Consider the following 11,951-nt stretch of genomic DNA (forward strand, 5'->3'; position numbering starts at 1 on the left):
CGCGGGACGGTACGTCCCCCGCCCCGCTGTGCGGTAGGGCGGGGGCGCACCGGACCGGAGGGAACATCCCATGGCACAGCCTGCAATGGGGCCGGCAGAAGCAGCAGACGGCCCGTGTTCCGTCCCACCGGCAGGACCAGCAGGACCGGGCTTCGACGCGGTCGCCGGTCCGGTCGTCCACCCGGTGGACGAGAAGCTCCCCACCTCGCGGCTCGTCCCCGCCGCGCTCCAGCACATCGCCGCCATGTACGCGGGCGTCGTCACCCCTCCGCTCATCATCGGCCAGGCCGTCGGCCTGGACGCCGCTGGCATGACCCGGCTGATCGCCGCCAGTCTGCTCATCGCCGGTCTCGCCACCATCCTGCAGACCATCGGCATCGGCGGCTTCGCCGGAAACCGGCTGCCGTTCGTGAACGCCGCCTCATCGGCCGGCATCGCCCCGATGCTCGCCATCGCCGAGACCAGCGCCCCCGGACACCAGCTCCCGGCGATCTACGGAGCTGTGATGGTCGCCGGTGTCTTCTGCCTGACCGTCGGGCCCTTCTTCGGCCGGCTGCTCCGCTTCTTCCCGCCCCTGGTCACCGGCGTCGTCATCACCCTCATCGGCGTCACCCTGATGCCCGTGCCCGTCACGTGGGCGCAGGGCGGCGACAAGACCGCCGCCGACTTCGGCGCCATGAAGTACCTGGCCCTGGCCGCCTTCACCCTGGTGGTCATCCTGCTGATCCAGCGCTTCGGGAAAGGCTTCGTCAAACAAGTCGCCCTGCTGCTCGGCATGCTCATCGGCACGCTCGCCGCGATCCCCTTCGGCATGGCCGACTTCGGCGCCCTGAAGTCCGCGCCGGTCGCGGCGCTGCCCACCCCCTTCGCTTTCGGCGCCCCCGAGTTCCAGCCCGCCGCGATCCTCTCGCTGTGCATCGTGATGCTCGTACTGATGACGGAATCGTCGGCCGGCATGTTGGCGCTCGGCGAGATCTGCGACCGCAGGACCGACGGGCGGACCATCACCCGCGGCCTGCGCACCGACGGCATCGCGACCCTGTTCGGTCCGGTCCTCGGTGGCTTCCCGACCAGCGCGTTCGCACAGAACGTCGGCGTCGTCACGCTCACCCGCGTACGCAGCCGGTACGTCGTCGCCGTCGCCGGCGGCGCCCTCCTGGTCCTCGGCGCCTTCCCGGTGCTCGGCGCGGTCGTCTCCACCGTCCCGATGCCGGTACTCGGCGGTGCGGGGATCGTCCTCTTCGGCTCGATCGCGGTGAGCGGCATCCGTACGCTCTCCGAGGCCGGACTGGACGACAGCTCCAACATCATCCTCGTGGCGGTCGCGCTCGGCGCGGGCATCGTCCCGCTCGCCGCGCCCACCTTCTACACGGACTTCCCCGCCTGGGCCCAGACCGTGCTCGGCTCCGGAATCAGCGCCGGCGCCCTGGTCGCGGTCCTGCTCAACCTGTTCTTTCACCATCTCGGCACCCGGAGCCACGCGGCTGCGGCACTCAAATCCTCCTAGGGTCCTGCCGTGCCCACATCACTGAGAGAAGGACGCACCATGGCAGCATCGGCAGCCGCGCGCATCATCATCGAGAACTGTGCCATCGCCACCGTCGACGCCAACGACACCGAGTACGCCTCGGGGTACGTCGTGGTCGTCGGCAACCGCATCGAGTCGATCGGCGCGGGCAAGGCCCCCGAGGGCCTGGAGAACGTGGTACGCCGGATCGACGGCACGGGCCACCTGGTCACCCCCGGCCTGGTGAACACGCACCACCACTTCTACCAGTGGATCACCCGTGGCCTGGCCACCGACCACAACCTCTTCAACTGGCTGGTCGCGCTGTACCCGACCTGGGCGCGCATCGACGAGCCCATGGTGAAGGCGGCCGCGCAGGGCTCGCTGGCGATGATGGCCCGCGGCGGTGTGACCACCGCGATGGACCACCACTACGTCTACCCGAAGGGCTCCGGCGACCTGTCCGGCGCCGTCATCGGGGCCGCCTCCGACATGGGCGTACGCTTCACCCTCGCCCGTGGCTCCATGGACCGCAGTGAGAAGGACGGCGGCCTGCCGCCGGACTTCGCCGTCGAGACCCTCGAAGGCGCGCTCGCCGCGACCGAGGAGACCGTCAAGAAGCACCACGACGCGTCCTTCGACGCCATGACACAGGTGGCCGTCGCCCCCTGCTCGCCGTTCTCGGTCTCCACCGAGCTGATGAGGCAGGGCGCCGAACTGGCCCGCCGCCTGGGTGTGCGCCTGCACACCCACGGCAGCGAGACGGTCGAGGAGGAGCAGTTCTGCAAGGAACTGTTCGGCATGGGGCCGACCGACTACTTCGAGTCGACCGGCTGGCTCGGCAGCGATGTGTGGATGGCCCACTGCGTCCACATGAACGACTCCGACATCGCCGCCTTCGCCCGTACGGGCACGGGCGTCGCCCACTGCCCGTCCTCCAACGCCCGCCTCGCGGCCGGCATCGCCCGCGTCCCGGACATGCTCAAGGCCGGCGTCCCGGTCGGCCTCGGCGTCGACGGTACGGCGTCCAACGAGTCCGGCGAGCTGCACACCGAACTGCGCAACGCCCTGCTGATCAACCGCCTCGGCGCGCACCGTGAGGCGGCCCTCAACGCCCGCCAGGCGCTGCGCCTCGGAACGTACGGCGGAGCGCAGGTGCTCGGCCGCGCGGACCAGATCGGTTCGCTGGAGGCCGGCAAGCTCGCCGACCTGGTGATGTGGAAGATCGACGGCCTCGGCCACTCCACCATCGCCGACCCGGTCACCGCGATCGTCTTCGGCGCCGCGGCCCCGGTCACCCTGTCGCTCGTCAACGGCAAGCCCGTCGTCGAGGACAACCGCCTGATCACGGTGGACGAGGACGCCATCGCCCGCGACGCGCGGGCCGAGGCGCAGCGCCTCGCGCGGATCGTCGCGCAGGGCTGACCACCCCCATGGAAGTCCGGCTGAGGGGGACGGCCCTCAGCCGGCGGCCGCGGACCCGAGCGGGGTCCACGGCAGCTGTGCCCGGGGGCGCGTGCCCAAGTGCTCGCGCCTCCGGGGACGGTGACGATACGTCAGGGGTGCGGCCGCCCCGCGCCCCCAAGGCCCCACTGCCCCAAGGCCCCACTGGCCCAAAACCCCACGGCCCCGAGACCCCACAGCCCGCATACCCCCCATGCGTCATGCACGTCTGCACCACCTGCTTCAACGCACCACTCCGCACCACCTCCAAGACACCCACGTCCCCGCAGGCGTGTAACCGACCGGAGGAACCGCCGTGGCCGCCAAGCCCAGGTTTCGCAAAGATGCATCCGCCGAATCCGACTCCCCGTCCGGCCCCCCGCCCGGACCCGACCCGAAGCACCCGGTCGACGAGAAGCTGCCGCCCGGCAAGATGTTCACCAGCGGCCTCCAGCACGTGGCCGCGATGTACGCCGGTGTGGTCGCCCCTCCCATGATCGTCGGCCCCGCCGTGGGACTCGACGCCAAGGAGACGGCCTTCCTCATGGGGGCCAGCCTCTTCACCGCCGGCATAGCCACCCTCCTCCAGACCCTCGGGTTCTGGAAGATCGGTGCCAAGCTCCCCTTCGTCAACGGCGTCTCGTTCGCCGGAGTCACCCCGATGATCGCCATCGGCAAGGGCGAGGGCGACAACGCGATACCGATCATCTTCGGAGCGATCATCGTCGCCGGTGTACTGGGCTTCTTCGCGGCCCCGTACTTCTGCAAACTCGTCCGCTTCTTCCCGCCCGTGGTCACCGGCACCGTCATCACCCTGATCGGTGTGTCCCTGCTGCCGGTCGCCTTCAACTGGTCCCAGGGCGGCAACTCCCAGGCCGACGACTACGGTTCGATGACCAACATCGGCATGGCAGCCGTCACCTTCGTGATCGTCCTCGCGCTGCGCAAGCTGCTGCGCGGCTTCCTCCAGCAGATCGCGATCCTCCTCGGCCTCGTCGCGGGAACGCTCATCGCCATCCCGGTGGGCATCACTCACTTCGACGCCATCAAGAACGCCGACCTGGTGGGCTTCCCGACCCCCTTCCACTTCGGCGCCCCGCAGTTCGAGGTCGCGGCGATCATCTCCATGTGCATCGTGATGCTGGTGTGCATGACCGAGTCGACCGCCGACATGCTCGCCCTCGGCAAGATCGTCGGCCGCCCGGCCGACGAGAAGACCATCGAGGGCGGCCTGCGCGCCGACACCCTCGGCAGCGCGATCAGCCCCCTGTTCAACGGCTTCATGTGCAGCGCCTTCGCGCAGAACATCGGCCTGGTCGCGATGACGAAGGTCCGCAGCCGGTTCGTCGTCGCCACCGGCGGCGGCATCCTGATCCTGCTCGGCCTGTGCCCGGTCCTGGCCTCCGTGATCGCCCTCGTACCGCTGCCGGTGCTCGGCGGCGCCGGGATCGTGCTCTTCGGTACGGTCGCGGCCAGCGGCATCCAGACGCTCGCCACGGCAGCGCTGGAGAAGGGCGAGAACGCGCTGATCGTCGCCGCGGCTCTAGGAATCGGCCTCATCCCGATCGCGGCGCCGACCTTCTACCACGCGTTCCCCGAGGACCTGCTGGTGGTCCTCGACTCGGGCATCAGCACCGGGTGCGTGGTGGCCATCGTCCTCAACCTGGCCTTCAACCACCTGGGCAAGAAGGACAGCCAGGACGAGAACGCCACCCAGCCGGAGATCCCGGACCAGATCCCGGCGACCGCCCACTGACACGACCGTGTCCGGCGCGTACGGCACTTCCCGGTGCCGTACGCGCCACACGTCGTCCCGCGTCCCTGCTCCCGTCCCTACTCCACCGCTCCCGGCGCGGGCGGGGAGGGGACGGGCGAGAGGCACACGGTCAGCCACCCGTTGCCGACGAGTTCGGCGGCCAGGTAGGCAGGCGGTGCTTCGCGGTCCGCCGTGGACAGGCCGGACGCCAGCAGCCGGTCGATGACCATGGCCTGCGGCTCGCCGCACTCGGCCAGCGTCAGCGTCACCACGTTGAGCAGCACGGCCCCGCCGTACGGCAGCCGGGTGAGGGTCACGTCCGGTGCCAGCCGCAGTACGGCCGGCACGGCCACGGGTACGGGACCGGGTCCGGATGCGGGGCAGAGTCCGGTGCCGGGAGACGTCATCGGCGCCCTCGCAGCCACTGGCACACCCACACCAGACGCAGCATCGGCAGGGCGTGATCCGCCAGTTCGCGCCCGTCGCGCAGCACAGCCAGGACCCGGCCCACGTCGAGTACGCCGAGATCGGCCAGCGCGCTCTCCTGCTCCAGCCAGGCATGGATGCGTCCGCGTTCACGGTGCAGATGGGCGACCGCCGCCAGCCGCAGCCAGTGTCCCGACGGCGCGCGGCAGACGTCGTACACCTTCCGCCTGCTGAGGGCGCGTTCGAGCGGCAGGTGGTTGTGGAAGGCCCCGCGGTGGATGCGTCCCAGCTTCGCCGGGCGCAGCGCGGCCACGGCCGCGATCACCTCCGGGTCCAGCGCGGGCAGCAGAGCCCCGCCCGTGCCGCGCTCCTCGAGCCCCGCGACCACCCGGCCCGACACCGGGTCGAGGAAGTCGAGATGGTCTTTCCACACCGCCAGCATCCCGTGCCGGGAGGAGGACAGCGCCTCCTCTCCCTCCTGGGTGAGTCCGGGCAGCGGCGCGGCGCCGGCCGGTCTGGGCGGAGCCGGCTTCCGTGCCGTCCGTCCGTCCGGGACCTTCCGGCCGCCCAGGCCCGGCGAGAACACCGCGTTCCTGCTGAGCAGTTCACGGGCCTCGGCCAGCCCGCGCAAGGTGTCGGTGATGTGGAAGGGCTCGCAGCCCAGCAGCCGCCATCCCCGGCAGCCTGTGTCCGCCTCCGGCAGCCTGGCCGACATCAGATCCTTGAGCAGCCCGCCGCTCACCACCGGCAGCCCGCAGCTCTCGCTCAGCCGGTCCATCAGCCGCTGGGGCGCGTGGGTGTCGGGCAGCGGCGGCACGGGTTCGTTTCCGCCGACCGGCTCGTGAGCCAGCAACTCGGCCGCATCGATACGGACATGCCTGATCTCCAGGCCGGGAATCGGCGGTGGCCAGGCGGGAGACCCCTCTCCCCAGGCACCCCCGAGGTCCGCGTGCAGCAGTACGGGCCGGTGGCCCGCCGCCAGAGCGCACACCGCGAGGAACGCCGAGGCGAGCCCGCCGCTGTACGCGATGGCGTAGTCACCGTTCAGGCCGCGCAGGGCGCGCGCCACCGCCTCGGCCGGTCCCGTGCCCGGCTCGGGCAGTTCCGGCCGCCGGCGTGTGACGGTGACCCCGGCCGGGTCCACCTGTACGACCGTGCCCACGGCCAGGCGCCGCACGCCCGGCATCAGCGTGGCGTCGGGCGGGGGCACCGTGCCGTGGATGAGCGCGAGCAACTGCCCGGGGCCGGGTGGCCGGTGGAGCCCGCCGGTCGCGAACGCGCCCAGGTCGTCGCCCCACTCGACATGCCCGTACCGCACCCTGTAGTACACGGCCCGGCTTCCCGGGCTGTCGCGGCTCAGCCGGAAGACGTCCGGCGACGGTCGCTCGATCCGTACGCCGTCGGGCTCCGCCCAGGGGCCGGGGCCGGTGCGGCGGGCCTCGCCGCGCGTCGCGGCCAGGCCTCCGAGCGCGACGGCCGGTCCGGTCCGCGATTGGGTCGGGTCCCTCGGGTCCGTCGTTTCCGACTTTGTTCCGGTTTTCGTTTCCGTCATCAGTCCCGCCCCGATCGATGGACCTCGACATAGGTCTCCCGTACCGGCAGCGAAGTGCTCACCACCGCTTCCCCGCACTGCACCCACGCGTAGAAACCCGAGGGCGGCGTGACCGGGACCATCTCGCGGCCCAGGTGGAAGGTGGCGGGGATGCCCATGCGCCGCAGCCCGGCCACCAGGAACAGGGCGTCGTCCACCGGGTCGAGGAACCCCATCGTCAGACGCTGAGCGAACCGCAGCCGCATGACGACGGCCCCGGTGTCCCGGCGCCCGGGACCGCGTCCCGGGCGCCTGATGCGCTGTACCTGCGGCCAGTGGTCGAGGCGGTACGAACCGTCCTCGCCCTTGACGGATTCCACGAACCGGCGCGCGCCGCGCGCCGCTTTCACCAGCAACAAGAAAGGCCCTCCCTGAGCACAGTGACGAGCGGTGGAACAAGCGGTGGAACAAGGGGTGAGGAAAGTGGCGAGGAAGTGGTGAGTGCGGTGGGCGGGGGACACGGCCCGCCGGAGCAGGCGCGCCGCGGACGCGGGGGCTCCGGCGAGCCCGGTCCTCCTTGTCTATGCGCGGATGAACGTCCAGCCGCCGCAGTCACCGAAGCACTCGGACGTGCTCCAGCACGCGTCTGCGAACGGTTCGCACGCCGCCGCGACCGTCGTGGGCGCGGTGAACAGATGCTGCTGCAAGCCGTCACTGGCGAGGCGTGCGGCAAGTGACGTCGTGGTCACGTGGTCCCCTTTCTCCGTGCGCGGTGTCCGGCCGCCCACGATCTTGAGTCGTCACTAAAAGTATCGTCACCTGTACGTACCGTCACTGGGCGTGCGGGAGCCCGGCCCCCGGTGGAAAGTGCGCTGCTCACGCTCTTGTGGCCCGGCCCGCTCGCGTGTAGGCCGCGCGCATGCACGCGGGCCCCGCCTTGCGGTCAGCCGTCGATGCGGTACCTGTCGCCGTACACCTGCCAGCGCAGCGGCGTTTCGAGGCCGAGCCTGCCCTCGCGCAGGAACACCCGCTGCGCTGTGTCGATGCGGCTGGTGTCCGAGTGGGACGGCTCGCGGCGGATCGCCGCCACGCGGGCGTCCAGGAACGCGTTCAGGTACGCCGTCTCGTCGCCGCCCCGCGACGGCGGACGGGCCGCCGCCATGGCCTCGCGGCGCATCGTGCGGAAGCCGACCGTGCCCGTGGCGTCACCCGCGCCGTGCATCACGTAGGCATCGAAGTAGATGAACTGCCCCAGCGCACCGAGCCCGTCGCGCTTCGCGCGGGCGACGGCGGGGTCGAAGTAGTGCCGGTCCCGCTCGGCGTCCTGCGCCCTGCGGAAGGCCGGGTCTTGCGCCGCCCGCGCCCACGCCCTGGTGAACGGCCGTCCCAGCCCCTTGTGCGACGGGCTGCCCTTGACCGCGCGCAGCGCCGGAAGGAACGCCTCCAGCGGATTGCCAGGCTCGGCCCGCGCGTAGCCCTCGACGACCTTCAGCATGTCGCCGCAGCCGGAACAGAAGCCGATGATGCCGCCGGTGTAGCCCCGCCCGTCGTCGATGTCCTCGATGTACTTGTACTGCGCCCTCCAGTCCAGCGAGGAGTTCTCGGCGCTCGAGACGAGCCGCATGGCGATGTCCTTCTTCGCCGGGTCGCGGAGGCCGGCCCCGGCCCCGGCCCCGGGCCCGGGCCCCGCCCCCGGCTTCGCGTCGCCCTCACCGCCGCCGGTCGTACAGGCGGAAAGGGAGGCGGACAGCGCCAGCAGGAGCATCACCAGGAGCAGACGGACGGTGACGGTCGGCTTCACGTCGCGGGGACCTTTCACGAGGTCACGCACCCGCGCGGTCGGAGCGCGCCGCCCCGGCCTGTAGCGTCGGGGGCATGGGTGAGCACTCTGTAGTTGATGTCGGCGACGTACGTCTGGCCTACCGGACCTGGGGCGATTCGTACGGGGCGCCGGTCGTGCTCCTGCACGGACTGGGCTCGTCGTCGGCGAGCTGGGAAGAGGCCGGGCAGGCGCTCGGCGAGGAATGGCGGGTCTACGCGATCGACCTGCGCGGGCACGGCGAGAGCGACTGGCCCGACGAGTACTCCGTCGAGCTCATGCGGGACGACGTCATCGGCTTCCTCGACGAGCTGGAACTGGACCGGGTCGGCGTGGTCGGCCACGGCATGGGCGGCGTCGTCGCCCACCTGCTGGCGCAGGACAACTCGGACCGCGTGGAGCGGCTCGTCCTCGAGGAGACCCCGCCGCCGTTCCCGAGCGGCATGGAGGTGCCGGTCGAGCGCCCCGACGAGCCGCTCGACTACGACTGGCCCGTCGTGCCGGCCATTTCGCGCCAGCTCGCCGAGCCCGACCCGGACTGGGCCGAGAGCCTCGGCGAGATCGTCGCACCGACCATGATCATTACCGGCGGTCCCGACAGCTCCATGCCCCAGGACCGGTTGCCGGACATGGCCGCGCTCATTCCCGACTGCCGGCTGATCACCATCCCGGCCGGTCATTACGTACATGAGGAGCGCCCCCGCCCGTTCGCGCATGAGGTCACCGAGTTCATGACCAGCTGACACCGGCCGAGGTCACCTCGTACCGGCTGATCTTCAAGACGCCCGCGCGGGCCGCCCGGTTCGTGCCAGGGTCGGTGACATGCCGTTCGATCACAACGACCATTACCACCGGCTGCTGCTCAGGTACGTGCCGCGCTCCGCGCTCACCGCTCTGGACGTCGGCTGTGGAACCGGCCGGTTCGCCCGCCGGCTCGCGGCCCTCGGCATCGAGGTCGACGCCGTCGACCCGGCCGCGGAGGCTCTCGAAGCGGCCCGCGCGGCGGGCGGTCCCGTGCGCTACCGGCAGGCCGACATCACCGAAGTCGCCCTGCCCCGGCAGCACTACGACTTCATCTCCTGTCTGGCGAGCCTGCACCACATACCGTTCACCGCGCTCACCGCACTGCGCGAAGCTCTCGCCCCGGGCGGGGTCCTCGTCGTCCTCGGCGTCGCCCCCGAGGCCTCCAGGACCGACTGGGCCTGGAGCCTCGCCGCCGTGCCGGTGAACGCGGCCGCCCGGCTCGCGGTGGCCGCACGGGAGCGGGTGTCGGGGAGGAGCGAGGAGCGAGTCATGGCTCCGGTGCGCCGGCCCGTCACGCCGCTGGCCGAGGTGAGGCGGGCTGCGGCGGAACTGCTCCCGGGGTGCGCGGTGCGCAGGCTGCTTTTCTGGAGGTACCTGCTGGTGTACCGCAACGCCTGACGGTTCTGCCCGCGTCCGGCGGCTGTCAGCGGTGGTACCAGTCCGTGCTGTCGCTGATGGCGATCGAGACGTACGTCTGATGGATCGCCACCAATGACGCCACCATCCGGGGGTCCCAGTGGTCCCCCAGTACGCGGTAGTCGCCCGCCAGGCCGCGGAAGGACATCACGGCCCGGCCCGCGCCGTCCCGCCAGACGATGCGGCGCGGGGTCGTGACCGGGTCCTGCGCGATGCCCGTGAAAGCGGCGAAGAGCAGGGCGACGTTGAGCGGCAGCAGCACCGTCCACCACAGCGCCCACCACATCAGGCGGCCCGCCGAGCCGCGCACCGGGGGCGTGCCGGCCTGCTCCATGGTCCAGTGCGAACGGCCAATCCGGAAGATCCGCCCGCGCCGCAGGGAGATGCGGCCGATCGGCGTGCCGTCCGGGCCGAGCACCCGGTAGGCGAAGCGGGGGCCGCCGAACCCGAAGCCCGTGCCGTGTTCCGTCGTCACCGACGCGAGGACCTCGCGGCACCGCTCGTCGCCGTACAGAAGGATCTCCCGGGCACCCGGGAGGTACGCGTTCGGGCCGTCGGCGGCGGTGTTGCGCAGCAGGTACGCCACCGGTCGCGGGCCCTGCGACGTACCGTCGTCGGCCACGACCACGACCGGCGCGCCGGGCTTGAGGCCGATGGATGTGTCGCGGCCGCGGGAGGTGTGGCTGCGGGGGTCGAGCATTCTGTACGTGATCGCCATGAAGGCGGCCCCCCTATTTCGTGATCCGGTCCGTTCTGGGGCGTCAGCCTAATAGCGGGGTTGGCGCGGGCTCTTGCCGGGCGTCGCCACCCGTGGGATACAGGTCTGGACCATTGCCTTCGAATGAGGGGTCCGGCCGTGCAACGCCCCACCGTCTGCGCCGTGTTGGCCTGCTCCGCCGCTCTGTTCACGATCGCGGCGGTCGGCTGCGCCGTGACCGGACCGGACCGCGACACCGAGAGACCCTCCAGACCGGGCGGGGTGACGGCCCAGGCGGGCAGTGCCACGTCGGTTCATGTGATGTGGGACCGGTCGAGGGACGACAAGGCGGTCACCGGTTACGAGGTCTACGAGAACGGGACCAAGGTCAAGGCCGTGACGGGCTCGCGCCACATGGTCGACATCGACCGGCTCACTCCCTCGACCGCCTACGCGTTCACCGTCCGCGCCCGCGACGCCGCCGGAAACCTCTCCGCTCCCGGCGGCGCCGTCCCCGTCACGACCCCGGCCGCCACGCCGGACGACCGGAAGGTGCCTTCCGCGCCCGCGAAACTGCGCGGGCGCGTCGAGGGGACCGGCGCGGTGAGTCTGTCCTGGGAGCGGGCCGCCGACGACACGGCCGTCACGTCGTACGACATCTACCAGGAGGACTCCCGCATCCACAGCGTGCGCGGCGCCACCACCACGGCCCGGGTCACCGGGCTTCGGCCCGGGACCGTCTACACCTTCACCGTGCGGGCGCGGGACGCCGCCGAGAACTCCTCCGGGGACAGCAACGCCCTGGACCTGACCACCGCTCCGGGGCGGGGTGAGGGGCCGTCCACCGCGCCCCGGGACATGAAGGCGACAGCTCGTACCACGGGCGGCGTGCGGGAGATCGAGCTCGAGTGGACGCCGCCGCGGGTGGGGAGTGAGGGCGGGATACGGGAGCACCAGCTCTTCCTCAACGGCGAGTTGGCCACGACGATCGTGTGGGGTGCGGCCCCGCCGGAGGGTACCGCGGCGTACCACTTCACGGTCGCCGAGCCGCCCGGTACGCGATACAGCATCAAGCTGCGCGCGAAGCTGCCCGACGGGAAGTGGGGGGACTTCTCGGCGCAGCGGACCGTGGTGACGCGCTGAGCGGACCTGACAGGCGCCGGCCGGTGCTGAGCGGCGCCGCTTGCCCCCGGCCGGTGTTGACAGCCGGTCGGCGGGTGGTTGTAATGGGCCGCGTGTCGCGTGACGCCGGCCAAAAAGAAGTGGGCAGGCCGGCGGTCGGGCGAACACCATCACCGAGGGACCGTGCCATGAGTTCACACTCCGCTCCCC

The 11,951-nt window shown here is 71.5% G+C and carries 12 protein-coding genes; 6 read left to right on the top strand and 6 right to left on the bottom strand.

Annotated features, from left to right (window positions below):
• Nucleotides 1-70: 70 nt before the first annotated feature.
• The 3 genes from ACWIHY_RS01700 (at nucleotide 71) to ACWIHY_RS01710 (ending at nucleotide 4,706) form a co-directional block, all read left to right on the top strand.
• Nucleotides 71-1,507, top strand: a complete 1,437-nt coding sequence (locus tag ACWIHY_RS01700) for a nucleobase:cation symporter-2 family protein (protein ID WP_454373549.1) — start codon at nucleotides 71-73, stop codon at nucleotides 1,505-1,507.
• Between the two features lie 39 nt (nucleotides 1,508-1,546).
• On the top strand, nucleotides 1,547-2,932 hold the full coding sequence (locus ACWIHY_RS01705; RefSeq protein WP_454373550.1) for an 8-oxoguanine deaminase: 1,386 nt from the start codon (nucleotides 1,547-1,549) through the stop codon (nucleotides 2,930-2,932).
• Nucleotides 2,933-3,266: 334 nt separating this feature from the next.
• Nucleotides 3,267-4,706 carry a nucleobase:cation symporter-2 family protein gene (locus tag ACWIHY_RS01710; protein WP_454373551.1) on the top strand — a complete coding sequence of 480 codons (1,440 nt, stop codon included), beginning with the start codon at nucleotides 3,267-3,269 and terminating at the stop codon, nucleotides 4,704-4,706.
• 77 nt (nucleotides 4,707-4,783) lie between these two features.
• On the opposite strand, the gene adfB is transcribed toward ACWIHY_RS01710, so the two are convergent.
• From adfB to ACWIHY_RS01735, 5 genes are all read right to left on the bottom strand, one after another.
• On the bottom strand, nucleotides 4,784-5,113 hold the full coding sequence (gene adfB / locus ACWIHY_RS01715; protein ID WP_454373552.1) for an actinodefensin-associated protein B: 330 nt from the start codon (nucleotides 5,111-5,113) through the stop codon (nucleotides 4,784-4,786).
• The gene (locus ACWIHY_RS01720; RefSeq protein WP_454373553.1) at nucleotides 5,110-6,684 is read right to left on the bottom strand and encodes a hypothetical protein; all 1,575 of its coding nucleotides are present in this window, start codon (nucleotides 6,682-6,684) and stop codon (nucleotides 5,110-5,112) included. The genes adfB and ACWIHY_RS01720 overlap by 4 nt, the downstream gene beginning before the upstream one ends.
• On the bottom strand, nucleotides 6,684-7,073 hold the full coding sequence (locus ACWIHY_RS01725) for a lasso peptide biosynthesis protein (protein WP_454373854.1): 390 nt from the start codon (nucleotides 7,071-7,073) through the stop codon (nucleotides 6,684-6,686). The genes ACWIHY_RS01720 and ACWIHY_RS01725 overlap by 1 nt, the downstream gene beginning before the upstream one ends.
• Before the next feature lie 171 nt (nucleotides 7,074-7,244).
• Nucleotides 7,245-7,412: a hypothetical protein gene (locus ACWIHY_RS01730; protein WP_454373554.1), complete on the bottom strand. Its 168-nt coding sequence runs from the start codon at nucleotides 7,410-7,412 to the stop codon at nucleotides 7,245-7,247.
• Nucleotides 7,413-7,606: 194 nt separating this feature from the next.
• Nucleotides 7,607-8,428 (bottom strand): chitosanase, encoded by an 822-nt coding sequence (locus ACWIHY_RS01735; protein ID WP_454373855.1) that lies wholly within the window; start codon nucleotides 8,426-8,428, stop codon nucleotides 7,607-7,609.
• 110 nt (nucleotides 8,429-8,538) lie between these two features.
• Between ACWIHY_RS01735 and ACWIHY_RS01740 the strand changes: the two genes are divergently transcribed.
• Complete coding sequence (locus tag ACWIHY_RS01740; protein ID WP_454373555.1) at nucleotides 8,539-9,225, top strand: alpha/beta fold hydrolase; 687 nt, start codon at nucleotides 8,539-8,541, stop codon at nucleotides 9,223-9,225.
• A 79-nt stretch (nucleotides 9,226-9,304) separates the two neighbouring features.
• A complete protein-coding gene (locus ACWIHY_RS01745) occupies nucleotides 9,305-9,904 on the top strand; it encodes a class I SAM-dependent methyltransferase (RefSeq protein WP_454373556.1) in 600 nt (199 codons plus the stop codon).
• A 25-nt stretch (nucleotides 9,905-9,929) separates the two neighbouring features.
• On the opposite strand, the gene ACWIHY_RS01750 is transcribed toward ACWIHY_RS01745, so the two are convergent.
• Nucleotides 9,930-10,640 (bottom strand): hypothetical protein, encoded by a 711-nt coding sequence (locus ACWIHY_RS01750; protein WP_454373557.1) that lies wholly within the window; start codon nucleotides 10,638-10,640, stop codon nucleotides 9,930-9,932.
• A gap of 123 nt (nucleotides 10,641-10,763) precedes the next feature.
• On the opposite strand from ACWIHY_RS01750, the gene ACWIHY_RS01755 reads away from it, so the two are divergent.
• The gene (locus tag ACWIHY_RS01755) at nucleotides 10,764-11,762 is read left to right on the top strand and encodes a fibronectin type III domain-containing protein (RefSeq protein WP_454373558.1); all 999 of its coding nucleotides are present in this window, start codon (nucleotides 10,764-10,766) and stop codon (nucleotides 11,760-11,762) included.
• Nucleotides 11,763-11,951: the final 189 nt, after the last annotated feature.

It is taken from the genome of Streptomyces sp. NPDC055287, from assembly GCF_053646035.1.